The organism is Kitasatospora setae KM-6054 (assembly GCF_000269985.1).
Classification (GTDB): Bacteria; Actinomycetota; Actinomycetes; order Streptomycetales; family Streptomycetaceae; genus Kitasatospora; species Kitasatospora setae.
Map to the genome: position 1 here is coordinate 6002839 of NC_016109.1, position 26393 is coordinate 6029231.

General features: G+C 73.8%; 18 protein-coding genes. 14 read left to right on the forward strand and 4 right to left on the reverse strand.

Annotation, left to right across the window (positions count from 1 at the left end; translation table 11 throughout):
• Nucleotides 1-13: 13 nt before the first annotated feature.
• The gene (lexA, locus tag KSE_RS26625) at nucleotides 14-739 is read right to left on the reverse strand and encodes a transcriptional repressor LexA (RefSeq protein ID WP_106438036.1); all 726 of its coding nucleotides are present in this window, start codon (nucleotides 737-739) and stop codon (nucleotides 14-16) included.
• Between the two features lie 450 nt (nucleotides 740-1189).
• Here lexA and nrdR point away from each other — a divergent pair, with 450 nt between their 5' ends.
• The 11 genes from nrdR to KSE_RS42355 all read left to right on the forward strand — a co-directional run bounded on the left by nrdR (nucleotide 1190) and on the right by KSE_RS42355 (nucleotide 15584).
• A complete protein-coding gene (gene nrdR / locus KSE_RS26630) occupies nucleotides 1190-1666 on the forward strand; it encodes a transcriptional regulator NrdR (protein WP_014138458.1) in 477 nt (158 codons plus the stop codon).
• A gap of 168 nt (nucleotides 1667-1834) precedes the next feature.
• Nucleotides 1835-4729: a vitamin B12-dependent ribonucleotide reductase gene (locus KSE_RS26635; protein ID WP_014138459.1), complete on the forward strand. Its 2895-nt coding sequence runs from the start codon at nucleotides 1835-1837 to the stop codon at nucleotides 4727-4729.
• Between the two features lie 223 nt (nucleotides 4730-4952).
• Nucleotides 4953-5711: an SDR family oxidoreductase gene (locus KSE_RS26640; protein ID WP_014138460.1), complete on the forward strand. Its 759-nt coding sequence runs from the start codon at nucleotides 4953-4955 to the stop codon at nucleotides 5709-5711.
• 62 nt (nucleotides 5712-5773) lie between these two features.
• Entirely contained in the window at nucleotides 5774-6004 is a 231-nt protein-coding gene (locus KSE_RS26645; protein ID WP_014138461.1) for a hypothetical protein, read from the forward strand.
• Nucleotide 6005: 1 nt separating this feature from the next.
• Nucleotides 6006-6569, forward strand: a complete 564-nt coding sequence (locus tag KSE_RS26650) for a Clp protease N-terminal domain-containing protein (protein WP_014138462.1) — start codon at nucleotides 6006-6008, stop codon at nucleotides 6567-6569.
• Nucleotides 6570-6753: 184 nt separating this feature from the next.
• Nucleotides 6754-8127 (forward strand): ABC transporter substrate-binding protein, encoded by a 1374-nt coding sequence (locus KSE_RS26655; RefSeq protein WP_014138463.1) that lies wholly within the window; start codon nucleotides 6754-6756, stop codon nucleotides 8125-8127.
• 176 nt (nucleotides 8128-8303) lie between these two features.
• On the forward strand, nucleotides 8304-9329 hold the full coding sequence (locus KSE_RS26660; protein WP_014138464.1) for a carbohydrate ABC transporter permease: 1026 nt from the start codon (nucleotides 8304-8306) through the stop codon (nucleotides 9327-9329).
• Nucleotides 9326-10333 (forward strand): carbohydrate ABC transporter permease, encoded by a 1008-nt coding sequence (locus KSE_RS26665; protein ID WP_014138465.1) that lies wholly within the window; start codon nucleotides 9326-9328, stop codon nucleotides 10331-10333. Before KSE_RS26660 ends, KSE_RS26665 begins: the two co-directional genes overlap by 4 nt.
• Nucleotides 10334-10582: 249 nt before the next feature.
• Nucleotides 10583-13657 (forward strand): Ig-like domain-containing protein, encoded by a 3075-nt coding sequence (locus KSE_RS38790; RefSeq protein WP_148283162.1) that lies wholly within the window; start codon nucleotides 10583-10585, stop codon nucleotides 13655-13657.
• Nucleotides 13658-13980: 323 nt separating this feature from the next.
• On the forward strand, nucleotides 13981-14664 hold the full coding sequence (locus tag KSE_RS26675; RefSeq protein WP_014138467.1) for a ribonuclease HII: 684 nt from the start codon (nucleotides 13981-13983) through the stop codon (nucleotides 14662-14664).
• Between the two features lie 398 nt (nucleotides 14665-15062).
• A complete protein-coding gene (locus KSE_RS42355) occupies nucleotides 15063-15584 on the forward strand; it encodes a hypothetical protein (RefSeq protein ID WP_331457832.1) in 522 nt (173 codons plus the stop codon).
• A 189-nt stretch (nucleotides 15585-15773) separates the two neighbouring features.
• Here KSE_RS42355 and KSE_RS26685 read toward each other — a convergent pair whose 3' ends face one another.
• A complete protein-coding gene (locus KSE_RS26685; RefSeq protein WP_331457852.1) occupies nucleotides 15774-16460 on the reverse strand; it encodes a hypothetical protein in 687 nt (228 codons plus the stop codon).
• Nucleotides 16461-16873: 413 nt separating this feature from the next.
• Nucleotides 16874-19069, reverse strand: a complete 2196-nt coding sequence (locus KSE_RS26690) for a RecQ family ATP-dependent DNA helicase (protein ID WP_014138470.1) — start codon at nucleotides 19067-19069, stop codon at nucleotides 16874-16876.
• 206 nt (nucleotides 19070-19275) lie between these two features.
• On the opposite strand from KSE_RS26690, the gene KSE_RS26695 reads away from it, so the two are divergent.
• Nucleotides 19276-20817 (forward strand): DUF4192 domain-containing protein, encoded by a 1542-nt coding sequence (locus KSE_RS26695; protein WP_014138471.1) that lies wholly within the window; start codon nucleotides 19276-19278, stop codon nucleotides 20815-20817.
• A gap of 38 nt (nucleotides 20818-20855) precedes the next feature.
• Here the strand turns inward: KSE_RS26695 and KSE_RS26700 are convergent, their stop codons facing one another.
• Complete coding sequence (locus KSE_RS26700) at nucleotides 20856-22169, reverse strand: alpha/beta fold hydrolase (protein WP_014138472.1); 1314 nt, start codon at nucleotides 22167-22169, stop codon at nucleotides 20856-20858.
• A 1047-nt stretch (nucleotides 22170-23216) separates the two neighbouring features.
• Between KSE_RS26700 and KSE_RS26705 the strand changes: the two genes are divergently transcribed.
• Both KSE_RS26705 and KSE_RS26710 read left to right on the forward strand, forming a co-directional pair.
• Complete coding sequence (locus KSE_RS26705) at nucleotides 23217-25376, forward strand: glycogen debranching N-terminal domain-containing protein (RefSeq protein ID WP_014138473.1); 2160 nt, start codon at nucleotides 23217-23219, stop codon at nucleotides 25374-25376.
• Between the two features lie 179 nt (nucleotides 25377-25555).
• A complete protein-coding gene (locus KSE_RS26710; protein WP_014138474.1) occupies nucleotides 25556-26314 on the forward strand; it encodes an NUDIX hydrolase in 759 nt (252 codons plus the stop codon).
• Nucleotides 26315-26393 lie beyond the last annotated feature (79 nt).

Here is a 26393-nt window from a genome sequence, read left to right on the forward strand (position 1 = left end):
GTGCGGGGCGCGCTCAGAGGCGGCGCAGCACCGCCACCACCTTGCCCAGGATCGTCGCGTTGTCGCCCGGGATCGGCTCGTACGCGGCGTTGTGCGGCATCAGCCAGATCTTGCCGTCCTCGCGCTTCAGCCGCTTGACCGTCGCCTCGCCGTCGATCATCGCGGCCACGATGTCGCCGTTCTCGGCGACCGGCTGCTTGCGGACGGTCACCCAGTCGCCGTCGCAGATCGCGGCCTCGACCATGCTGTCGCCCTTCACCGTCAGCGCGAACAGCTCGCCCTCGCCGACCAGTTGGCGCGGCAGCGGGAAGACGTCCTCGACGGTCTGCTCGGCCAGGATCGGGCCGCCGGCCGCGATCCGGCCGACCAGCGGCACGTACGAGGTGGAGGGCCGGCCGGAGGTCTCGGTCGCCGTCGGGCGGGCCACCTCGACGCCGCGCACCTCGTAGGCGCGCGGGCGGTGCGGGTCGCGGCGCAGGAAGCCCTTGCGCTCCAGGGCCATCAGCTGGTGCGCCACCGAGGAGGTCGAGGACAGGCCGACGGCCTGGCCGATCTCCCGCATGGACGGCGGGTACCCCCGGCGCTGGACGGAGTCCCGGATGACCTCGATGACCCGGCGCTGCCGCTCGGTCAGGCCCGCCTCGTCGGTGCGGATGCCGGGCGGCCGGCCGGGGAGCGAGCGGGCGACGGGGACGGGAGCACCGAGCGGGGTTTCCTCGATCGGCTGACTACGGCTCATGGTCTGATCCAGACTCTCCTGGTCAGTGGTGCGCGCGGAACGCTCCTGCACCGGGATGGCGGTCTTGGCTTCGGCGGTGTGCATGACGCTGGTGGCGCTGGGGGTGGACATCGCGGCGACCCTCTCGTCGGGCTGGTGCTCCATCTGCCCAGCTCAACTGGCCCCTCTATCGAAAGGTTGCGCCAAACACACGTTCGAGTGAATTTATTCGAGGTCGGCTGACGTGATCAAGATTTCGGGTGTAAGTCGATCGCGTGTTCGACTCTCGCGGTCGTCGGACAGTCTATGGCGCCGCCCCGCGAGCTGTCCCCGAAACCGCCCGTTCACTCGGCGTGGCGAAGTTTCCCACACAACATCTAGTGGTCTACGCTCGCCATCGGGCACAGGTCTTGTGTTCGGGTAGCATGTTGTCTGTTGTACGCCGTCGGCCGGACAGGGAGGGAGTTCCAGGTGCACTGCCCCTTCTGCCGGCACCAGGACAGCAGAGTCGTGGACAGTCGGGCCAGCGACGACGGGAGCTCGATCCGCCGCCGCCGGCAGTGCCCGGACTGCGGTCGCCGGTTCACCACCGTCGAGACCGCCACCCTGATGGTGATCAAGCGCAGCGGCGTCACCGAGCCCTTCTCCCGCGAGAAGGTGATCTCCGGCGTCCGCAAGGCCTGCCAGGGCCGCCCGGTCACCGAGGACGCGCTGGCCCAGCTCGGCCAGCGGGTCGAGGAGTGCGTGCGGGCCAGCGGCAGCGCGGAACTCTCCACCCACGACGTCGGGCTGGCCATACTCGGCCCGCTGCGGGACCTCGACGTGGTGGCCTACCTGCGCTTCGCCTCGGTCTACCGCGCCTTCGACAACCTCGAGGACTTCGAGGCGGCGATCGCGGAGCTGCGCGCCGAGCAGGCCGTCGCCCCCGAACCGGTGCCCGTGTCCTAGGAACGGGCCTCCGGCGCCTTCGCGCGCCCTTTTCACGTACGCCATCCACGCAGTACCCCGTGCGTCGAGGTCGGGTTCCCCCCTGCCCGCGCACGGACGGAACGAACCAGTCGTGCCCGGACTTTCTCGGGCACTTCGGGCGTTTGCCCAGGAGGAGGAGCAGGAGCAGTGACAGACACCACGAGCGGGTCCGCACGAGGGTCGAAGTCGGACAAGGCCGCCAAGGGAGCCAAGGGCCCCAAGGCCGGGCTGCGGCTGGAGCGCATCCACACCACCCCCGGGACGCACCCCTACGACGCGGTCACCTGGGAGCGCCGCGACGTGGTGATGACCAACTGGCGCGACGGGTCGATCAACTTCGAGCAGCGCGGCGTCGAGTTCCCCGACTTCTGGTCGGTCAACGCCGTGAACATCGTCACCAGCAAGTACTTCCGCGGCGCGGTCGGCACCCCGCAGCGCGAGTGGAGCCTCAAGCAGATCATCGACCGGGTGGTGCTCACCTACCGCGCCGCCGGCGAGAAGCACGGCTACTTCGCCTCCCCGGACGACGCCGAGATCTTCGAGCACGAGCTGACCCACGCCCTCCTCCACCAGGTGTTCAGCTTCAACTCGCCGGTCTGGTTCAACGTCGGCACCCAGCAGCCGCAGCAGGTCTCGGCCTGCTTCATCCTGGCGGTCGACGACTCGATGGACTCGATCCTCGACTGGTACAAGGAAGAGGGCATGATCTTCAAGGGCGGTTCGGGCGCCGGCCTGAACCTCTCCCGGATCCGCTCCTCCAAGGAACTGCTCTCCTCCGGCGGCAACGCCTCCGGCCCGGTCTCCTTCATGCGCGGCGCCGACGCCTCGGCCGGCACCATCAAGTCCGGCGGCGCCACCCGCCGGGCCGCCAAGATGGTCGTGCTGGACGTCGACCACCCGGACGTCGAGGCCTTCATCGAGACCAAGGTGAAGGAGGAGGAGAAGATCCGCGCGCTGCGCGACGCCGGGTTCGACATGGACCTGGGCGGCGACGACATCACCTCCGTCCAGTACCAGAACGCCAACAACTCGGTCCGCGTCAACGACGAGTTCATGACCGCGGTCGAGAACGGCGGCAGCTTCGGCCTGCGCGCCCGGATGACCGGCGAGGTGATCGAGACCGTCGACGCCAAGGCCCTGTTCCGCAAGATGGCCGAGGCCGCGTGGGCCTGCGCCGACCCGGGCATCCAGTACGACTCGGTGATCAACCACTGGCACACCTGCCCCGAGTCCGGCCGGATCAACGCCTCCAACCCGTGCTCCGAGTACATGCACCTGGACAACTCCAGCTGCAACCTGGCCTCGCTGAACCTGATGAAGTTCCTCCGCGACGACGACAGCTTCGACGCGGAGCGCTTCGCCAAGGTCGTCGAGCTGGTCATCACCGCGATGGACATCTCGATCTGCTTCGCCGACTTCCCGACCGAGAAGATCGCCGAGACCACCCGCGCCTACCGCCAGCTCGGCATCGGCTACGCCAACCTCGGCGCCCTGCTGATGGCCACCGGCCACGCCTACGACTCGGCCGGCGGCCGCGCCCTGGCCGGCGCGATCACCTCGCTGATGACCGGCACCGCCTACCGCCGCTCCGCCGAACTCGCCGCCGTGGTCGGCCCGTACGACGGCTACGCCCGCAACGCCGCCCCGCACCAGCGGGTCATGAGGCAGCACGCGGACGCCTCGGCCGCGGTCGCCCCGCTGGACGACCTGGACGCCCCGGTCTGGGCCGTCGCCAACGACACCTGGGCCGACGTGGTCCGCCTCGGCGCGCGCAACGGCTTCCGCAACGCGCAGGCGTCGGTGCTCGCCCCGACCGGCACCATCGGCCTGATGATGGACTGCGACACCACCGGCGTCGAGCCCGACCTCGCCCTGGTCAAGTTCAAGAAGCTGGTCGGCGGCGGCTCGATGCAGATCGTCAACGGCACCGTCCCGCGCGCCCTCAAGCGCCTCGGCTACCAGGACGAGCAGGTCGAGGCGGTCGTCGCGCACATCGCCGAGCACGGCAACGTCATCGACGCGCCCGGCCTGAAGAGCGCCCACTACGAGGTGTTCGACTGCGCGATGGGCGAGCGGTCGATCTCCCCGATGGGCCACGTCCGGATGATGGCCGCGATCCAGCCGTGGATCTCCGGCGCCATCTCCAAGACCGTCAACATGCCGGAGGACGCCACCGTCGAAGAGGTCGAGGAGATCTACTTCGAGGCGTGGAAGCTCGGCGTCAAGGCGCTGGCCATCTACCGCGACAACTGCAAGGTCGGCCAGCCGCTCTCCGCCAAGACCAAGGCCCCGGCGGCCGCGTCCGCCCCGGCCGTCGCGGCGGCGCCCGCCCCCGCCGTCGAGAAGGTCGTCGAGTACCGCCCGACCCGCAAGCGCCTGCCCAAGGGCCGCCCCGGCATCACCACCTCCTTCACGGTCGGCGGCGCCGAGGGCTACATGACCGCCAACTCCTACCCGGACGACGGCCTCGGCGAGGTCTTCCTGAAGATGTCCAAGCAGGGCTCGACCCTCGCCGGCATGATGGACGCCTTCTCGATCGCCGTCTCGGTCGGCCTGCAGTACGGCGTCCCGCTGGAGACGTACGTCGCCAAGTTCACCAACATGCGCTTCGAGCCGGCCGGCCTGACCGACGACCCGGACGTGCGGATGGCCCAGTCGATCGTCGACTACATCTTCCGCCGCCTGGCCCTCGACTTCCTGCCGTTCGAGACCCGTTCCGCGCTGGGCATCCACTCCGTCGAGGAGCGCACCCGGCACCTGGAGACCGGCTCCTACGAGCCGGTCGAGGACGACGAGCTCGACATCGAGTCGCTGGCCCAGTCCGCCCCGCTCGCCCCGGCGGCGCCGCACGTCGCGCTCCCGCTCGCCGACCGGCCCAAGGCCGCCCCGGCCGCGGCCGCGCACAACTCCACCGAGCTCGCCGAGATCCGGCTCGGCCTGAACGCCGACGCCCCGCTCTGCTTCTCCTGCGGCACCAAGATGCGCCGCGCGGGCAGCTGCTACCTCTGCGAGGGCTGCGGCTCCACCAGCGGCTGCAGCTGACGCCCGGCCGACGACGGCCCGACCCCAGGGGCGCCCACCGGAAACCCGGTGGGCGCCCCGCGCCGTTCCGGGCCCGGGAGCCGGCGGCCCGCCGCGCGCCGTTCCCCCCGCCGCGCGCCGTTCCCCCCGCCGCGCGCCGTTCCCCCGGCCGCGCGGGCCGGGCTGCCGGGCGGGCCGGGGCCGGGCAGGCTGGGGGGAGTGGCGGAGCAGAGGGGTGAACGCGATGCGGCCGATACTCGTGACGGGCGGGACGGGAACCCTGGGGAGCGCCGTGGTGGGCCGGCTGCTGTCGCGCGGCTGCCCGGTGCGGGTGCTCAGCCGGCAGGCGCACACCCCGGGGGAGCACGGCTGGGCGGTGGGCGACCTGGTGACCGGCCGCGGGCTGGACGCGGCGCTGGCCGGCGCCGGGACGGTGGTGCACTGCGCGACCACCCACGGGAAGCGGGACGTCGAGGCCACCCGCCGCCTGCTGGAGGCGGCCCGCGGCGCCGGGGTGCCGCACCTGCTGTACGTGTCGATCGTCGGGGTGGACCGGGTGCCGCTCGGCTACTACCGGGTGAAGGCGGAGTGCGAGCGGCTGGTCGCCGACTCCGGCCTGGGCTGGACGGTGCTGCGGGCCACCCAGTTCCACGACCTGCTGGCGCGGGTGCTGGAGGGCCTGTCGAAGGCCCCGGTGGTGGTGGTGCCGCGCGGGGTGGCGTTCCAGCCGGTGGACGTGCGGGACGTCGCGGAGCGGCTGGCGGAGCTGGCCGAGGGGGCCCCGGCCGGGCGGGCGGACGACTTCGGCGGGCCCCGGGCCCGTCCGGTGGAGGCGCTGGCGGCGGAGTTCCTGCGGGCCCGGGGCCGGCGGCGGCCGGTGCTGCGGGCGCCGCTGCCGGGCCGGTCGGTGAAGGCGCTGCGGGCGGGCGGGAACCTGGTGCCGGAGCACCGGGCGGGCCGGATCACCTTCGCCGAGTTCCTGGCGGAGCGCTATCCGGCCTGACCCCCGCGCCGATCTGTCAACCATGGTTGACACGCCCGCTCGCGTCAACCTATGTTGACACCATGAGTGAGACGACACGGCTCGCGGCCGACGCGAGCAGCGGCGATCCGGCCACCGGCCTGCGCGCCGTCCGGGCCCTGCGGGACCTGGCCGACCGACTGGAGGACCTGCAGGTCGGCAACGCCCGGCGCAAGGGCTGGTCCTGGCACGAGATCGCGGTCTGCCTGGGGGTCACCCGGCAGGCCGTCCACAAGAAGCACGCCCGGCGGACGGCCGGCGGGGGAGGGGACTGACATGTTCGAACGGTTCGCGCAGGAGGCCCGCCACGCGGTCACCCGGGCCGGCGCGGAGGCCCGCCGGATGGGCCACGACCACCTGGGCACCGAGCACCTGCTGCTCGGCCTGCTCGCCCGGCCGCAGGACCCGGCCGCCCGGGTGCTCGCCGGCTTCGGACTCGACCTGGACGGCGGACGGCGCGCGGTGCTCCACGCGCTGGGCGGCTCCGAGCCGGAGCGCGACGCCGCCGCGCTGGCCGCGATCGGCATCGACCTGGACGCGGTCCGCGCGGCCGTCGAGCACACCTTCGGCGCCGGCGCGCTGGACGCCCCGCCGCCGGCCCGCCGCCCCCGCCGGGGCGGGCCCCGGTTCACCGAGCGCGGCCGGCGGGCGATGGTGCTGACCCTGCGCGCGGCCACCGGGCAGGGGGCCCGCCGGATCGAGACCGGCCACCTGCTGCTCGGCCTGCTCCGCGAGGGCGGCGGAACGGCCGTCCGGGTGCTGCGCGAGCGGGGCGTCGACCCGGCCGCGCTGGAGCGCGCGACGGAAGCGGCGCTGGTGGGCGGCGTGCGGGCGGCCTGAAGGCACGGTGCGGTCACAACTGGGGCGCTGCCCGATGAAGGTCGAACGCGCTCCTTGGCCTGGGGGTACCGGTGAGTTAACGTCTTTGAGCCAGCGATCGCTGGGTACAGATACACATCTCCGGTACAGCGCAGTGTTTCTGTCGTACGGCTGGCATGCCCATGCCCTGGCAAGGAGGACCGCATTGACCACCCCCGTGACCACCCGAAGCCGTCGGCTGCTCGCCGTACCGGCCGTGCTGGCACTGGCGTTGACGGCCGCCTGCTCGAACAGCTCCTCCGACGGCGGTGGCGGCGGGGGCGGCTCCAGCGCCGCGCTGACCGGTGACTGCGCCAAGTACCAGGCGTACGCGGGCCACTCCGGCACCAAGGTCACGATGTACGCCTCGATCCTCTCGCCCGAGTCCGACTCGCTGGAGAAGTCCTGGGCCGAGTTCACTACCTGTACCGGCATCAAGATCAGCTACGAGGGCTCCAACGACTTCGAGTCGCAGCTCCCGGTCCGGGTGGCCGGCGGCAACGCCCCCGACCTGGCGATCGTCCCGCAGCCCGGCCTGCTCGCCCAGATGGTGAAGTCCGGCAAGGTGGTCAAGCCGCCGCGGCAGACCGTCGAGAACGAGAACAAGTGGTCGCCGGTCTGGAAGGAGTACGGCTCGGTCAACGGGACCTTCTACGCGGCGCCGATGAGCGCCAACATGAAGTCGCTGGTCTGGTACTCGCCGAAGGCGTTCAAGGCGGCCGGCTACGAAGTCCCGAAGACCTGGGCCGACCTGGTCGCGCTCAGCGACCGGATCGCCCGCACCGGCGGCGGCACGAAGCCCTGGTGCGGCGGCATCGGCTCCGGCACCGCCACCGGCTGGCCGGCCACCGACTGGCTGGAGGAGGTCGTGCTCGGCTCGTACGGCGGCGACGTCTACGACCAGTGGGTCAGCCACCAGGTGAAGTTCTCCGACGAGAAGATCACCACCGCGATGAAGACCGTCGCCGACTGGATGCAGAACCCGGCCTGGGTCAACGCGGGCTTCGGCGACGTCAAGACGATCGCCACCACCACCTTCCAGGACGCCGGCAGCCCGATCCTCAGCGGCAAGTGCGGGATGCTCCAGCAGGCGTCCTTCTACCGCGCGCAGTGGCCCAAGGGCACGGCCATCGGGCCGGACGGCGACGTCTTCGCCTTCCACCTGCCCGCGGTGAACCCGCAGGTCAACAACCCGGTCGAGGGCGGCGGCGAGTTCCTGGCCGCGTTCTCCGACCGGCCCGAGGTGCAGGCCGTGCAGAACTACCTGTCCAGCTCCGAGTGGGCGAGCAGCCGGGTCAAGGTCTCGCCGGGCTGGGTCTCCGCCAACCAGGGCGTGGACAAGAGCCTGTACACCGACCCGATCGACCGGCTCTCCGCCGACTCCCTCACCGACCCCGCGGCCACCTTCCGGTTCGACGCCTCCGACCTGATGCCCGCCGCCGTCGGCTCGGGCGCCGAGTGGAAGGCGCTGACCGCCTGGTTCGCCGAGGGCCAGTCGATCCAGAAGACGGCGGCCGACATCGACGCGGCCTGGCCGTAGGCCGACGGCGCTAGCCGGCCGGCGGCCGCAACGGCCCGGCCGGCTGCGGCGGTTCGGCCCGCCACGGCGGTTCGGACGGCTGCGGCGGTTCGGACGGCTGCGGCGGTTCGGACGCCACCGGGCAGCGCGGGCCCGCCCGCGCTGCCCTTCCCGTGCCCTGAGGAAGGACCCACCGCATGCCCACCGACACCCGGCTCGCCGGGCCGGCGCTCCACCTCGCCGACTCGCTGTGGCAGGACGCGGCGATCAAGTTCGGCAACACCGCGGGCGCCGTCCTGGGCTTCCTCGGCGTGCTGCTCGTCGTCTTCTTCGCGGCCGGCCGCGCCACCGGACGCTTCTCCCGCCCGCTGGCGATCGCCCTGATGCTCGGCCCCGCCGCCGTCCTGCTGCTCACCGGCCTGGTCGTGCCGCTGCTGCGCACCGTCTACCTGAGCTTCTACGACGCGGACTCGGCGAAGTTCGTCGGCGGGAAGAACTACGGCTGGGCGGCGACCAGTTCGACGATCCACGAGGTGCTGCTGAACACCCTGCTCTGGCTGGTGGTCGCCCCGGTCGCCGCCACCGGCCTCGGCCTGCTGCTGGCGATGCTGGTCGACCGGATGCGCGGCCAGGCGGTCTACAAGTCGCTGATCTTCATGCCGATGGCGGTCTCGCTGGTGGCCGCCTCGCTCATCTTCAAGCTGCTGTACGAGTCGCGCGGCAACGGGCAGAACCAGGTCGGCCTGCTCAGCCAGCTCGCGGTCGTGCTCGGCTGGGACGACCCGCCGAACTGGATCCTCAGCCAGCCGCTGAACAACTTCCTGCTGATGTCCGCGATGGTCTGGGTGCAGACCGGCTTCGCCATGGTGGTGCTGTCCGCCGCGATCAAGGCCATCCCGGACGAGATCACCGAGGCCGCCCGGCTCGACGGCGCCACCGGCCTGCGGCTGTTCCTGCACGTCACCGTGCCGATGATCCGCACCACGCTTGTGGTGGTGCTCGCCACGGTCATGATCATCACCCTGAAGGCCTTCGACATCGTCCGCACCATGACCGGCGGCAACTTCGGCACCCAGGTGCTGGCCAACGAGATGTACTCGCAGAGCTTCGACCAGTACAACACCGGCCGGGGCAGCGCCCTCGCGGTGATCCTCTTCCTCGCGGTGGCCCCCCTGGTGGTCTACAACATCGCCCTGCTGCGCAAGGAGCGTGCGACCCGATGAGCACCGAGTCCGCCGAGTCCGCCGAGCCCACCGGCGCCACCGCGGGCCGGACGCCCGCCGGCAGGACGCCCGCCGGCAAGGCGTCCAGGCCCGACCTGCCGCCCGTGAAGGCCGTCCGCCGGGCGTTCAGCTCGCCGCTGGCCGGCGCCCTGGTGGTGGCCGTCACGGTGCTCTGGACCATCCCGACCGTCGGCCTGCTGGTCACCTCGCTGCGCCCGAAGCAGGACGTGGTCTCCTCCGGCTGGTGGGAGGCGTTCGTCCACCCCGACCTGGGGTTGGAGAACTACCGGGCGGTGCTGTTCGAGAACTCCTTCGGGACCTCCGGCGGCCTGATGCCGTACCTGGTCAACTCGGTGGCGATCGCCATCCCGGCCACGGTCTTCCCGCTGGTGCTGGCCGCGATGGCGGCGTACGCGCTGGCCTGGGTGCGGTTCAAGGGCAGCGACGCGGTCTTCTTCGCGGTCTTCGCGCTGCAGGTGGTGCCGCTGCAGATGTCGCTGGTCCCGCTGCTGCGGCTGTTCTCCGGCGGCGCGCACCTGGGGTCGGTGACGGTGATCCCGGCGCTCAGCCTGAAGGACTCCTACCTGCCGGTCTGGCTGACGCACACCATGTTCGCGCTGCCGCTGGCGATCTTCCTGCTGCACAACTTCATCGCCCAGCTGCCGCGCGACCTGATGGAGGCGGCGGTGGTGGACGGCGCCTCGCACTTCAAGATCTTCCGGTCGATCGTGCTGCCGCTGAGCGCGCCCGCGCTGGCCTCGTTCGCCATCTTCCAGTTCCTGTGGGTGTGGAACGACCTGCTGGTGGCGCTCACCTTCGCCGGCGGCAACCCGACCGTCGCGCCGATGACCTCCCGGCTGGCCCAGCTCTCCGGTTCCGACAGCAGCCACTGGGAACTGCTCAGCGCGGGCGCGTTCCTGTCGATGCTGATCCCGCTGGCGGTGTTCTTCGCGCTGCAGCGCTACTTCGTCCGCGGTCTGCTGGCCGGGTCGGTCAAGGGCTGAGCCCGGCGGGGGCGCAAGGGCTGAACCACCCGTCCGCACTTCTTGAACGGACGCGGACAAACAGGTCGGATGCGGAGCGTTCGCGTCCTAGTTGGCCGGAAGTGGTGGCTGTGATGTGAGGATTCTGGGGACGCGCCGGGGTCGGAGCCGGTAGGACGGAGGGCGGCAACTTCTGCCGTTGATCCGGTCATCCGACCTTGGGGGGTTGGCGTGAGGCTCAGAAAACGAATCGCCGGGCTGCTCGTGGGCATGCTCGCGGCAAGCGGACTGATGGTGGCGGCGCCCGCGGCGCACGCGGCCACGGCGGTCCTCGGCAACAACACCGTCGGCACCGCGACCGACTCCGGTGACTCCAACTACATCAACACCTCGCGCTTCGTGACGGGCGCCAGCGGCGGCACCGTCAACAGCGTCAGCGTGTACGTCGGCGCCGTCGGCTCCACGCCCAACGACCAGTACCAGGTCGCGGTCTACGGCGACGTGGCCGGCAAGCCCGGCCCGCTGCTCGGCTCCTCCGCGTCCGGCACGCTCACCGCGCACGCCTGGAACACCCTGCCGGTCGCCGCGACGCTCGCGCCGAACACGCCGTACTGGCTGGCGTACAACTCCAACGGCGTCTCCGCCGCCGTCAACAACCTGAACTACTCCACCGGCGGCCAGAGCGGCTACTCCACCGGCGGCGCGGCCTACGGCACTTGGCCCAGCAGCTTCGGCGCCGTCTCCACCGGCAACCTCAACTACTCGATCTACGCCACCTACACGACGTCCGGCGGCGGTGGCGGCACCCCCGGCAGCGGGCCCGGCAACGAGGGCCCGATCCTGCTGGTCACCAACTCGGCCAACCCGTACAGCACCTACTACGGCGAGATCCTCAAGGCCGAGGGCCTGAACTACTACAAGACCGTCGACCTGAGCACCGTCACCGCGACCCTGCTCAACTCGTACGACGTGGTCCTGCTCGCCGAGAACCAGCTCACCGCTGCCCAGACCACCCTCTTCACCACCTGGGTGAACGCCGGCGGCCGGCTCGTCGCGATGCGGCCCGACAAGCAGCTCGCCGGGCTGCTCGGCCTCACCGCCGGCACCGACACGCTGGCCGACGGCTACCTGAAGATCGAGACCACCGCGGCCCCCGGCACCGGGCTGACCCCGGACACCATCGGCTTCCACGGCACCGCGGACAAGTACACGCTGAACGGCGCCACCGCCGTCGCGACGCTGTACAGCGACGTCGCCGTGCCCACCACCAACCCGGCCGTCACGCTGCGCACCGTCGGCAGCGGCCAGGCCGCCGCGTTCACCTACGACCTCGCCAAGTCCGTCGTGCAGACCCGCCAGGGCAACATCGCCTGGGGCGGCCAGCAGCGCGACAACGTCGACGGCATCGAGGCCAGCGAGATGTTCTTCGGCACCGGCGGACAGCTCAACTGGAACAACCTCGACAAGGCGCAGATCCCGATCGCCGACGAGCAGCAGCGCCTGCTCGCCAACCTGATCACCACCATCGACGCGAGCAAGAAGCCGCTGCCGAAGTTCTGGTACTTCCCGCGGGACGTCAAGGCCGTCGTGGTGATGACCGGTGACGACCACGGCATCGGCGGCACCGGCGGCCGCTTCGACGGCTACGTCGCGCAGAGCCCGGTCGGCTGCAACGTCGCCAACTGGGAGTGCGTGCGCGCCTCGTCCTACATCTACACCAACGACCCGCTGACCGACGCCCAGGCCAAGGCCTACTCCGACCAGGGCTTCGAGATCGGCGCGCACGTCACCACCAACTGCACCCCGTGGGGCACCCCCGCCGACCTGCAGAACATCTACGCCACCCAGATCGGCGCCTGGAAGGCCAAGTACACCTCGCTGCCCAACCCGGACAGCACCCGCACCCACTGCGTCGAGTGGGACGACTGGGCGACCCAGGCCAAGACCAAGCTGGCCAACGGCATCCGGCTGGACACCGACTACTACTACTACCCGGCCAGCTTCGTGCAGGACCGGCCCGGCTACTTCAACGGCACCGGCCTGCCGATGAAGTACGCGGACAGCGACGGCAGCACCATCAACGAGTACCAGGCCACCACCCAGCTCACCGACGAGTCCGGGCAGTCCATGCCGGGCACCGTCAACACGCTGCTGGACAACGCCTACAACTCCAAGGGCTACTACACCGTCCTGACCGCCAACATCCACACCGACTACGCCGCCTCCACCGCCTCGGACCAGGTCATCGCCTCGGCCAAGGCGCACGGCGCCCCCGTCGTCTCCGGCCGGCAGCTGCTCAACTGGCTGGACACCCGCAACGGCTCCGCGTTCTCCGGCCTGAGCTGGAGCGCCAACACGCTGAGCTTCAGCATCACCGGCGGCGCCAACGGCCTGCGCGCCATGGTCCCGGTCAACTCGGCGGCCGGCACCCTGACCGGCATCAAGCAGGGCGCCACCAACGTCAGCTACCGCATCGAGACCATCCACGGCATCGCGTACGCCTTCTTCGACGGCAACGTCGCCTCGTACACCGCGACCTACGGCACCGACACCACCGCGCCGACCGTCACCGGCTCGGTCCCGGCCAACGGCGCCACCGGCGTCTCGGCCACCGCCCCGGTGAAGGCCTCGTTCAGCGAGCCGGTCCAGGCGAGCACCGTCAACGGCACCAACGTCACGCTGAAGACCACCACCGGCTCCGTCGCGGTCGCCGGCACCGTCTCGCTGGACGCCGCCACCAACACCGTCACCTTCACCCCGAGCGCCGCGCTCTCGCTCAGCACCGGCTACACGCTGAGCGTCGCCAACGTGAAGGACCTGGCGGGCAACACCCAGACGGCCGCCTACACCGCGGCCTTCACCACCGCCGGCGCGCCGCCGCAGACCATCGGCAACAACGCCGTCGGCAGCCAGCTCGACGACACCGACTCCAACCACCTCAACGGCTCCAAGATCACCACCGGAGCCTCCGGCATCGCGCTGACCTCGCTCAACGTGCACACCGGGCAGACCAGCGCCGCACCCAACAACCAGTTCCAGATCGCCATCTACAGCGACAACGGCGGCTCGCCGGACGCCCTGCTCGCCACCAGCTCGGTCGGCACGCTGAGCGCCAACGCCTGGAACAGCGCCCCGATCAGCTACACGCTGGCGGCCAACACCACGTACTGGGTGATCTACAACTCCAACGGCACCAGCTCCACCGTCAACAACATGCACTACAGCTCCGGCCCGGCCGGCTCGGGCGTCTACAGCAGCGCCTCCGTCCCGTTCGGCACCTTCCCGGCCAGCTTCGGCACCGCGGTGAAGGACAACCTCGTGTACTCGCTGTACGGCACGTACTGAGGCGGCTGAGCGGCTGAGCCGACCGGCGCCAGGCGCGCCGGCGCGTAGACGCGCAGGCGTGTGAGCGCAGGGGCGGGTGGGCCGGTTCGCGGCCGCCCGTCGGGCAACCACCCACCGGGGCGGTTCCGACCACGAATCCGTGGCCGGGACCGCCCCGGCGGCATGGGCGGGCCGTTCGCCCCGCTCGCCCGCTGCTCCCGGGGGCGTCGGCGCGTCGGCGCGTCGGCGTACGCTGAGGAGGCCGGTGGCCCTCCCGCCCCGCCATGCCCTGCCATGCCTCGACCCGCCCCGACCCGCCTCGCCTCACCGAACGGAACGACCCGATGCCGTACGACCCCCCGACCCACGCGGTCGAGCGCTCCCTGCACCAGGCCGGGGCCCGGGTGGTGGCCGGGCTGGACGAGGTCGGCCGGGGCGCCTGGGCCGGGCCGGTCATGGTCGGCGCCGCCGTCACCGGCCTGCGCCGCCCGCCCGAGGGGCTGACCGACTCCAAGCTGCTCACCGAACGGCGCCGGGCCGCGCTCGCCCCGGTCCTGGAGGAGTGGGTGACGGCGTACGCGATCGGCTCCGCCTCGGCGCTGGAGTGCGACGAGCTCGGCATGACCGCCGCGCTCCGGCTGGCGGCCGTCCGCGCCCTGGAGGAACTCCCGGTGCGGCCCGACGCGGTGATCCTGGACGGCAAGCACGACTACCTGGGAGGTCCCTGGAGGGTCCGCACCGTGATCAAGGGCGACCAGTCCTGCGTCTGCGTCTCCGCCGCCTCGGTGCTGGCGAAGGTCCGGCGGGACGCGCTGATGGCGGAACTCGGCAGCGGCCACCCGGAGTTCGCCTTCGCGGAGAACGCCGGCTACCCGTCGCCGACGCACCGCGCCGCCCTGGAGGAGCACGGCCCCACCGAGCACCACCGGCTCTCCTGGGCCTACCTGGACGACCTGCCGCGCTGGAGCCACCTCAAGCGGCAGCGCGGCTCCGCCGACACCGGCGAGCAGCTCTCGCTGGGCTTCTGAGGGTCCAGCGGTTTCCTGGGTGTTTCCCGAGTGCCCGCAGGCGCCTCCCGGGGCCACCGGGCGCTCCGTCGGTGCGCCCCGGATGATTTCCGGACGCTTTCGGGCGGCCGGAACCGGCCGCCGGACTGGCCCGAGGGGAGGTCGAAAGGGGGCGGAAAGGGCTCGGCGGGCCTGAATCCTGACGGTTCGTCAGTATTCATCCACTGGTCACCGGAGTGTCGCCGCCGGTGTGCGCACAGCGCGCCACACTTCCAACTGGTGGGGTGCCCGTGCGCATCCGACCGGCATTTGATAGGAATCCGGGTATGCCTGTCTTCCCCGAGGAGCCGGAGATTCACGAGACGATCCCGGGCCCCGGCGTTCCCCTTCCCCACAAGTCGGACGCACCTGCCCCCCGTATGCCTTCCCCCACCGCCGTCGCCGCTCCGGTCCCGGGCCCGCGCCCCGGTCCGCCGCGCCCCGCGCCGCCCCGTGCCGACCGGCCGGTCCCCGGCCCGAGGCCCCCGGCCCGTCCCAAGTCCAACCCCGCGCCGCGCCCCGGCCGGCCGGAGGTCCAACTCCTGCCCGCCGGCGCGGCCGAGGCGATCGACCGTGCCGACGAGGCGGTCGACGCACTGCTGGAGTCCGGCCGCCGCCCCGGCGACGTGCTGGTCCTGACGGTCGGCGGGGCGCACCCCTGGCAGGAGCACGAGCTGAGCTTCGGCGAGGAGCGCTACTGGGCGCAGCTCGCCGACGGCGGCGACGTGTTCTACGCCGACGCGGCCGCGACGCGTCCGTTCCGCCGGGACGTGGTGGTCCTGGTGGTCAACGCGGACCGGTCGGAGCGGGTGGCCGCCGCGGCGCGCAAGGCGCTGGAGCGGGCCGGGAAGCTCCTGGTGGTCTGCGGCGAGACCGAGACGGTCGCCCCGCTGTTCGCCTGAGCCCCGCCGCTCCGCCCGCCCGTTCCTCGTTCGCCCGTCCTCCGTCAGCCGGATCCGCCCGCCGTGCCGCCCGGCACGGCGGGCGGCACGGTCCGGCACGGTCGGCGGGCCGCTCCGTGCTGCCCGCCTCCGGTTTCCCGCTGCCCGCCGCTCAGCCCGTTCGCCCGTCCCTCGTTCCGTCGCCGGTGGTCAGCGTGCGGCGGTGCGGCGGGCCGTCCTGGCCTCGTGCGTCCCTTCCAGGGCGCGGACCGCGTCCAGTGAGGTGACCGGGGCGACCGGCGGCTGCTGGGGGAGCGGTGGCTCGGCCGGTACGGCTGACACGCCGCGCGGGAGGCGCGGTGGCAGTTCGGTGACGGTGTGCAGCGGCCCGAGCGCCCACGACCCGGAGTTCGGGTTGCGCCCGCGCCGGCCGTCGCCGAGCGACTGCCACCCCGCCGGGGTGAGCGTCAGGTACGAGCCGCAGCGGAGCCCGTGCAGTTCGGCGGCGGCCCGCAGCGCCCACATCCAGGCGCCGTCCTGCTCGGTCCAGTCCGGGACGCCCTCGCGGCAGCGCAGCAGGACGGTGGTCCGGCTCGGACTGTGCCGCTTCAGGTCGTGCGGGGTGACCCGGCGGAGATGGCCGAGCAGGGCGTTGCGGTGGTCCCACCCGTCGCTGAACTGCGGCCGGACGCCGAACGACGCCGACGCCACCACCCGGTCGTCGGCCCCCAGCACCGCGACCACCGTGGTCCCCGGCTGCGGGAGGTGCCGCTGGTGCAGTTCGGTGACGAACTCCCGGGGCGCCCGCAGCAGCGGCACGCCGTGGCTGCGCCACTCCGGCAGGGTGATGCTCCGGTGCCCGTCACAACGGGAAGGACCTCGGTCGATGCCGTTGATCACGATCCTCCTTCCCGGGCTCGCGCCCCTGGGGCGCGCGAGCGTACGCCGAAGGCCGGGTCCGACGGACCAGGCACTGGATACCTTCCAATTCTCGGGCGAGAGCACTCCGAGCGGCAATGATGAAATGACGAGCGCGGCCCGAAATCCCTGCTTCTGCCGGATATGTCCCGCGCCCTCGACGGGGCCATTCGGCTGACCCGGCGGTGAGCGCCGGATGTACGGCCCGAAACTTTCCGGTGTGCGCCTCCTTCACATCCGGGCGCCCGACCTCCTTCTCGGGCGCGGGAGAGACGGATTTCCGGCCACCGCCCGCCCGCCCGGTGGGCGCGGACGGTGCGGTGCGGTGCGGTGCTTCCGGGTCGGTTCCGGAGCCGCTTCCGGGGCCGGGGCTCACGCCCGGCGGCCGGGTCTCATCCCCGGACCGCCAGGACGAGGGGCAGGACGGCGGTGGCGCCGGCCTGCCGGAGCAGCCGGGCGGCGACCGTCAGCGTCCAGCCCGAGTCGACCAGGTCGTCGACCAGGAGGACCGGGCCCGGCGCGGCGGCCAGTGCCTCGGCCAGGCCCGGCGGCAGCGCGAGCGCCCCGGCGACCGAGCGCAGCCGCTGGGCGCTGTTGCTGCGCGGGCCGTGCGGGGGCTCCCCGGTGGCGTACTCGATCCGGCCGAGCAGGGACATTCGGCCGATCGAGGCCAGGCCGCCGGCCAGGTCGGAGACCAGCTGGGGGCGGGTGGAGGAGTCGAGCGCGACCACGCCGACCGGGCGGTCGAGCCGCTGCCCGTCCGGGCCCCCGGGGCCGGCCCAGCCGCCGGGGCCCCTGGCCCAGTCCGCGACCACCCCGACCATCGCGTCCAGCACCTCGCGCGGCAGCGGCCCGTCCGGCGAGCGCTCGTCCAGCAGCGAACGCAGCCGGCCGCCCCAGCCGATGTCGGACAGCCGGCCCAGCGCGCGCCCCGGCTCGGCCTGCTGGGCCGGGGGGATCCGGCCCTTCAGCGGGACGCCCAGGGACTCCATCCCGGTGGGCCACATCCGCCGGGTCTCGAAGGAGACGCCGGGGCGGCCGAGCGCGGCCCGGGCCGCGTCCAGCGCGCCCGCGGACACCTCGGCGGAGTGCCGGGGCGGGCCGCAGCGGTCGCAGCGGCCGCACGGGGCCGCCTCCGGGTCGTCGAGCTGGCGGCGCAGGAACTCCATCCGGCAGCCCCCGGTGGCCACGTACTCCCGCATCGCCTGCTGCTCGGCCTCGCGGGCCCGGGCGACCTTGGCGTACCGCGCGGCGTCGTACTGCCAGGTCTCGCCGGTGGACTCCCAGCCACCGCGCACCCGGCGGACCGCGCCGTCCACGTCGAGGACCTTGAGCATGGTCTCCAGCCTGGTGCGGCGCAGGTCGACCGAGGTCTCCAGGGCGGCGGTGGAGAGCGGGCGGCCCGCCTCGGAGAGCGCGTCCAGCGTGCGGCGGACCTGCTCCTCGGCGGGGAAGCCGATCGAGGCGAAGTACCGCCAGATCGCCTCGTCCTCCCGGCCCGGCAGCAGCAGGACCTCGGCCCGGTCCACGCCGCGGCCGGCCCGGCCGACCTGCTGGTAGTAGGCGATCGGGGAGCTCGGCGAGCCGAGGTGCACCACGAAGCCGAGGTCCGGCTTGTCGAAGCCCATGCCGAGGGCGGAGGTGGCGACCAGCGCCTTGACCCGGTTCTCCAGCAGCGCCGTCTCGGCCTCGCGGCGCTCCGCGTCCTCGGTCCGCCCGGAGTAGGCGGCCACCTGGTACCCGCGCCCGCGCAGGAACTCGGTGACCTCCTCGGCGGCGGCCACCGTGAGGGTGTACACGATGCCGGAGCCCGGGAGGTCGGGCAGGTGGTCGGCGAGCCAGGCCAGCCGGTGCGCCGGGTCGGGCAGCGGCAGCACCGCCAGGCTGAGGCTCTCCCGGTCCAGCGGCCCGCGCAGCACCAGGGCCTGCGCGTCGCCGGCGCCGGTGCCCAACTGCTCCGCGACGTCCGCCGTGACCCGGGCGTTCGCGGTCGCCGTGGTCGCCAGCACCGGGACGCCGGGGGAGAGCTCGGCCAGCATGGTGCGCAGCCGCCGGTAGTCGGGCCGGAAGTCGTGCCCCCAGTCGGAGATGCAGTGCGCCTCGTCGACCACCAGCAGGCCGGTGGAGGCGGCCAGTTTGGGCAGCACGTGGTCGCGGAAGTCGGGGTTGTTCAACCGCTCCGGGCTGACCAGCAGGACGTCGACCAGGCCGTCGGCGACCTCCTGCTGGATCTGCGACCACTCCTCGGGGTTGGCCGAGTTGATCGTCCGGGCGCGGATGCCCGCCCGGGCGGCCGCGTCGACCTGGTTGCGCATCAGGGCGAGCAGCGGGGAGACGATGACGGTCGGGCCGGCGCCGCGCGCGCGGAGCAGCGCCGTGGCGATGAAGTAGACGGCGGACTTGCCCCAGCCGGTCCGCTGGACGACCAGGGCGCGGCGGCCGTCCACCACCAAGGCCTCGATGGCTCTCCACTGGTCCTCGCGCAGCACCGCGCCGGAGCCGGCGAGCTCGCGCAGCACGGCTTCCGCGGCGGCCCGGACGGCTTCGCGGTCGGCTGGGGTGGTCGGGTGGAGCTCGCGCTTCTGCATGGGGTCATGGATACCGTGCGGCACGGACGGACCGCGAATGACAGGCTGTGGACAGAGTGGCGTTGATCGGTTGATATGACGTCAAATCGCTCCAAGTACCGTGAAATGCGGGTGATTCGTCAGAGGAGATGCTGAACCCCCCGAGTTATCCACAGGCTGGGGCCAATCGTCCGCAGTCGGGCGCGATCCGGTCCATGCTTTCCGCCATGACCGCAGACGACCGCACCACCACCCCCGCCCCGCGCCCCGGCCACCTCCCGGTCCGGCTGCGCGGCCCCGCCGACATGGCGGAGATGCTCCCCTACCTGCTGGGCTTCTTCCCCGACGACAGCATCGTCGCGGTGGGCCTGCAGGGCGCCGCGCTCGACCAGGGCGGGGTGATCCGGATCGACATCCCGGAGGACCCGGCCGACTGGGAGCGCACCGCGGTGGAGTCCGCCCGGCTGCTGGTCGAGCTGTCCGAACAGCGCGACCGCCGCCCCGTCCAAGTCCTGCTCTACCTCTGCCGGGATCCCGCCGGCGGCCCCGGCGGGCCCGAGGGCGCCCACGCCGTGCTGGCGCGGCTCCGCCCGCTGGCCGCCGCGCTCGCCCGGGCCTTCCGGGACGAGCGGGTGGCCGTCAAGGAGTCGCTGTGCGTCTCCGGGGGCCGCTGGTGGTCCTTCCTCTGCGCCGGGGCCGACTGCTGTCCGCCGGACGGCACCCCGGTCCGGGCCGCCCACCAGCCCAGCCCGCTCGCCGCGGCGGCCACCTACGCGGGCCTCGCCCCGCGCGGCAGCCGCAAGGCGATCGTGGCCGGGCTGTCCCCGATCGGACCGCCGGGCTCCGAGACCCAGCGCCGCGCCCTGGAGGACGCCGGCCCGCCCTTCATCCGCGAACTGGCCGGCCCCGGCGGCCGGGAGGCGGCCGTCGAACGCACTGCGGAGCTGCTCGCCGAAGCGATGGCCGAATTCCACGCCGGGGCCAAGGAGTTGGACGCCGCGCGCACCGCCAGGCTGCTGATCGGCCTGCAGGACAAGCTCGGTCGGGACCGCGCGGCCGAGTACGCCGAGCCGGACGAACTCGCCGCCGCCCAACGGCTGTGGCGGTTCCTGATCCAGCGCTGCGTCGACCCGTTCGAGCACCTGGCGTCCCCGCCGCTGACCCTGCTGGCCTGGACGTCCTGGCTGGCGGACGACTCGGCCACCGCCCGGGTCGTCCTGGCCAGGGCACTGGAGCTGGAACCGACCTACACCCTGGCCCAACTCCTCTACGAATCGCTGAACGCCGGTCTCGCTCCGGAGGCCCTGCTCCGGGTCGTCCGCCGCGAACGCACCACCCGCCTGCGCGACCCGCAGGTGTCGCCGCAGAGTCCGCAGGCGTCGCAGGACCAGGGGACCCCGCAGGCCCCGCCGCCTTCGGAACCCCCGCCGCCGGCGCCCGGAGCGGGCCCGGAGCACCCCGGGCCGACCGTCGACCCCGGACCGGCCGTCGTCCGACCGGCCGAGGGCCGGGCGACCGCTCCGGGGGAGCGGTCCGTCGGCTTCGAGGCGCACCGGGCGCCGGAGCCCGACGGCCCCGGCCCCGCTCCCGCCGCTGACCGGTCCGCGGCGCCCGAGGGCGGGCGGCCGACCGCCGCGCCCGACGGGCCGCCGGCCGCGGCCTGCCGGGCCGAGCGGGTGCGCCGCTCCTGCGCCCACCGGATCACCCCGGCGAGCACCCGCGTCCGACCGGCCCGGACGCACCGGAACCGACACGCGATCGGAGACTGACCATGCGCACCCTCGCCCAGGACCCGCGGGCCGACCGGCTACACCTCGCCGCGCGCCATCCGGACCAGCCGGTCCAGGACGGCCCGGCCGCTGGTCCGCACCCCGTCGTGCTCCCACTCGTTGGTGACCCAGACCCGGGTCCCGGCCACCGCGTCCGCGGTCTCCAGCGAGTGCGCCGTGTCCACGTACATGTCGTCGTGGTACACCGCCGCGTACACCGGTACCTGGTTCGCCGCCAGGCGCGGCAGGTCGTACAGGTCGGGCCAGTCGGTGCGCTCCGCCAGCAGCTGCGCCGTCTCGCGCAGCGGCCGCAGCGCCGGGTCGGTCTCGAACATCCAGGGGTGGATCGTCTCGCCGGTGAGCAGCACCGGCCCGTCCCCGGCCAGCGCCGCCTCGGCGTCGAACTCGGGGAACTCCTTGCGCACCCGCTCCGCGGACCAGTCGGTGGCCCCCGGGTCGACCGAGCGCTGCCCGTAGATCGACTCGTGCAGGACGGCGTAGAGCGGGTTCTGGGCGAAGGACAGGTGCGACTGCGCCCCGGCCAGGAAGGTGTCGGAGAGCTCCGGCCCGTCCGGCCCCTCCACCCAGGCCTCCTCCAGCAGGTAGTGCAGGACGTAGGAGCCCGAGCCGCTGCCCAGCATCAGGCCCAGCGCCTGGAACGCCCGGACGGTCAGCGTGCCCCCGTCGGGGAGGGTCGCGGGCCGCTCGACCAGGTGCGCCGCGATTCGCCGTACCGCCGCCACGTCCTGGGGGAAGCGCGCGTAGTGGCCGGCGTTCTTGCGGGCGACGCGCGGGAAGGCCGCCCGGTAGACCTCGTCCGCCGAGCGGCGCAGGCCGGCCAGGCCGCCGGTGACGAAGGCCTCGCGCAGGTGCTCCGGCGCCAGCGAGAGGTAGGTCAGGGTGCAGAAGCCGCCGAAGCTCTGGCCGAGCAGGCTCCACACGCCGTCCTCGCCGAGCAGGCGGCGGCGGACCAGCTCGGCGTCCCGGACGATCGAGTCGGCCCGGAAGTGCGCCAGGTACTCGGCCTGCTGCCGGGCGTCGCCGCGGCGGGCCAGGGTCTGCCGGTTGGCCGGGGTGGAGCGGCCGGTGCCGCGCTGGTCCAGCAGCAGCACCCGGTAGTCGTCGAGCGCCCGGTCCAGCCAGCCGTCCCGGCCCATCGGCCGGTTGGCCTTCCCACCGGGGCCGCCCTGCAGGTAGACCAGCCACGGCAGTTCGTCGTGCTCCCGACCGGCGGCCACCACCTCGCGGGCGTAGACCTCGATCGACTCGCCCTCGGGCGCGGCGTGGTCCAGCGGCACCCGGAAGACGTGATCGGTGGTGACGATTCCGGGGATGCGGCTGAGGGAGGACATGCAACTCCTTGGTACGAGCTGGTCACAGGCGGGGCGCGACGCCGATCGTCGGGGTCACCGGTGCGTCCGGCGTCGTCCTCGCACCGTATCCTGACCGCGGACAGGAGCCACCGGGGGGCGTCCGCCACGTGCGGAGACCCCCGAGCGGCACCACGACACAGCGGGCGCCCCGGGTGTCGGTCGCGGAGCGCCGAACGACCCTCGGCCCGCGGCCGCCTCCGGCCGGGCGTCCGCCGGACGGGCGTGACCTGGGGCGGGTGTGGTGCGTTCAATCTGCGGGACGCCGCCACCCGGACCGGCACCGCCGGCCGGACCGCGGCCGGGGCGACCGTCCCGGGCACCGGTCACGCGTCGTTCGACCCGGCGCGGCCGGCCCCCGGGCGGCCTCGACGTCCGGGCCGGGACACCGCCCCCGCCGGGGCGGGGCACCGGAGGTCAGGTCCCACCGGAGTCACAGCCGCGTGTTCCGGCGGCAGAGCAGCACAGTCCGCGATCGAGCACGCTCGCGGCCGACCGAGCCCGCAGCCCTCGGCCGGTCGGGGGGAGGAGAGCCCGGTGACCGACCCAAGGCCACCCCACGCAGCGCCGCAACCGCTGCCACCCGCCAATCCGCCGTCCCCGGGCGCCGCCGCGCCGCCCGGCGGCCCGGCCGGCCCCCCGCACCCCCGCCAGGCCACGCCCGCGTACGGGACGCCCACCGGTTCTGTCCCTGTCCCTGCCCACGGAACGGCCGGGCCCGGTCCGACGGTTCACGGCACCCCCGCTCACGGCACCCCGGCCCACGGCACGCCTCGGCCCGCCACCCCGCCCTACGGCACCCCGGCGGGCGCTTGGCACCCGGGCGCCCACCCCTACCAGGGCCCCGCCGGCACGCCCCCGTACGGGACCCCGGCCGGCGGTGCGCCGTACGGTGCCGCCGCCACCCCGCCGTACGGCACCGTGACGCGGCCGGCCCCGGCCCACCCGGCGGGCGGGTGGGGCGGTCCGGCGCCGCGGGCCGACCAGCCGTCAGCTCCGGCCGCTCCGGCCGGAGTCAGGTCGGAGCAGGTGGCGGGCGCGCCCGCCGCCGGCCTGTCCAGGGGGCCCGCCCAGGCGCCGCCGCCCCGGCCGCAGCCCTCCGCCGCGCACGACGTCCTGTGCGTCAACGCCCCGGGCATGGCGGCCTCCGGGTCGGACGGCCAGCTCCGGGGCCAGGGCCTGCACGGCTTCTTCCGGCACGGGGTGCGCACCCTGGCCCGGATGGAGCTGCGGCTGGGCGGCGTGGAGCCGCTCCCGCTGCAGGGCGTCCTGACGTCCGCGGCGGCGGCCCGGTTCGTCGGCTCGGTCCGGGTGCCGGGCGACCTCGACCCGGATCCGGCGCTGACGGTCGAGCGGCTGCGGCACGCCGACGGCGCGGAGACGGTGACGGTCCGCAACACCGGCGCCCGTCCGGCCCGGCTCCCGCTGGAGATCGCGCTCGGCACCGACCTCGGCCTGCTCACCGACATCGCGGCGGGCCGGCGCTCTGCCGACCTGCCCGGCCAGGTCCAGTCGTCCGGCCTGCGCTGGGTCGGCCAGGGCCGGGCCGCCACCGTCAGCGCGCGGCCCTCGCCGCACGCGGTGCTGGCCGGTGCGGGCGTGCTGCGCTGGGACTTGGAGATCCAGCCCGGCGCCCGCTGGTCGGTCGACCTCCGGGCCGAGCTGGAGACCCCGTCGACGGCGCGGCCGCCGACGGGCCGGGGCCCGGGCGTGCCGCTGCCCTGGTCCGAGCCCGAGATCCGGGCCGACGACCGCCGGGCCGCCCGCCTGGTCGCCCGCGCCCTGGACTCGATGAGCGGCCTGCTGCTCGCCGACGCCGACCGCCCGACTGACCTCTACACCGCCTCGGGCGCCCCCTGGCGGTTCGGCCTGACCGCCGCCGACGCGCTCTGGGCCGCCCGGATGACCCTCCCGCTGGGCACCCGGCTCGCCGCCGGCACCCTGCGGGCGGTCGCCCGCCGCCAGCACCAGGCCGCCCCGCCGGCCGCCGTGCCCGCCCGCCCGGCCGACCCGGCCCCGGGTGAGGGCGGGTCGGCCCCGGAGGGCGCCACCGGTCCGCTCGGCGGCGAGGCCGGTCCGGCCCAGGCGCTGGACGGCGTGATCCCCGGCCCGCTCCGGCACGGCGGCCCCGAACTGCCCGCCAGCTGCACCGCGACGGAGGCGACCCTGCTGTTCGTCACGGTGCTGGCGGAGGCCTGGCGCTGGGGCATGCCCCGGGCCGAGGTCGCCGAGCTGCTCCCGGCGGTGGAGCGGGCGCTCGGCGCGCTGCGGGCCGCGGTGGTGGAGGGCCCCGACGGTCCGGTCGGCTTCGTCGGCGACTTCGGGCGCCCGGCCGAGGAGCGCGCCGCGCGCCCCGGCCCGGCCCGCTGCGAGGTCCAGGCGCAGGCCCACCGGGCGGCCCTCCAGGGAGCCGACCTACTGGACGCCTTCGACCGGCCCGGGGCGGCGCGCTGGCGCACCTGGGCAGCGGAGTTGAGGGAACGGTTCCGCGAGCAGTTCTGGATCGACGACCTGTCCGGCGGCCGCCCGGCCGCCGCCCTGCTGGCCCCGGACCGCCCGGTGCCGGCCCTCGCCTCCACCCTGGTGCACCTCTTCGACCCCGGCCTGGCCGCCGAGGGCGAACTGCACGAGAGCCTGCTCGACCGCGAGCAGACCAGACTGCTGGCCCAGCGCCTGGTCACCCCGGAGCTCGACTGCGGCTGGGGGCTGCGCACCCTGAGCGCGAAGTCCCCCCGGTTCAACCCGCTCGGCCACCGCAGCGGCGCGGTGCGGGTCCAGGAGACCGCGCTCGCGGTCAGCGGCCTGGTGGACGCCGGCTTCGAGCGGGAGGCCGAAATACTGCTGGAGGGCCTGCTGGAGGCGTCCGTGCACTTCGACGGCCGACTGCCCGAGATGTACGCCGGTGAGCAGAAGGTCGCCGACTGCCCACCCGTCCCGCACCCGGCGGCCTGCCGCCCGGCCGGGGTCTCCGCGGCGGCCGCCGTCCACCTGGTGCTCTCCCTGGCGGGCGTCCGCCCGGACGTCCCGTCCGGGCGGGTGGCCACCCGCCCGGCGAGCACCGCCCCGCTGGGCGCACTGGAACTGACCGGCCTGCGGGTGGCCGGCGAGCCGTTCTCGGTCCGGGTCAGCCGGATCGGCGTCGCGGTCGTGGAGGAGGCGCCGTCGTTCCTGCAACTCGCCGCTAGCTGAGCCCCGGTCGGGACAGGGGCCGGTCCCGCCCGGCCCTCGTCCGGCCCTCGCCCGGCCCCGGTCTGGTCTTGGCCGCGCCCCGGCGGCGCCTCGGCCGGGCCTGCCGTACAGCCTGCCGCCGGAGGGGAAAAGCGCTGTGGTCTGTGATTATCGTCAGAGAGACGACTAAGATCGGCGACATGTCGCGTTATGACCCGTCGGCCTTCCCCCCGTTCGCAGTCACGGTTGACCTCGTGGTGCTGACGGTGCGCGACCACGAGCTGTGCGCCCTGCTGGTGAAGCGCGGCGAGGCGCCGTTCCAGGGCTACTGGGCGCTGCCCGGCGGCTTCGTGCGCCTGGACGAGGGCCTGGCCGAGGCGGCCTCCCGGGAGTTGGCGGAGGAGACCGGCCTGCGGGCCCAGTCGCTGCCCGGCAGCCTGCCCGCCGGGCAGACCCCCGCCGGGGCGCACCTGGAGCAGCTCGCCACCTACGGGCACCCGCAGCGGGACCCCCGGATGCGGGTGGTCAGCGTCGCCTATCTGGTCCTCGCCCCGGACCTGCCCTCGCCCCGCGCGGGCGGCGACGCCAGCAGCGCCCGCTGGGCGCCGGTGCGCGAACTCTTCGGCGAGGAGCGCAACGACGGCGTGCTGCTCGCCTTCGACCACGAGCAGATCCTGGCCGACGGGGTGGAGCGCGCCAGGTCCAAGATCGAGTACTCCTCGCTGGCCACCGCCTTCTGCCCCCCGGAGTTCACCGTCGGGGAGCTGCGCCGGGTCTACGAGGCGGTCTGGGGCGTGGTGCTCGACCCGCGCAACTTCCACCGCAAGGTCACCGGCACCCCGGGCTTCCTGCTCCCCTCCGGCGGCACCACGACCCGCCAGGGCGGCCGCCCCGCCCAGCTGTTCACGGCCGGCGGCGCCACCGTCCTCAACCCCCCGATGCTGCGCCCCGAGTCCTGAACGCCGAACTCCCGACCCTGAGCGCCCGATCCCGAACCTCGCCACCTGAACCCCGCCGCCTGAGCCCAGCGGCCTTGCG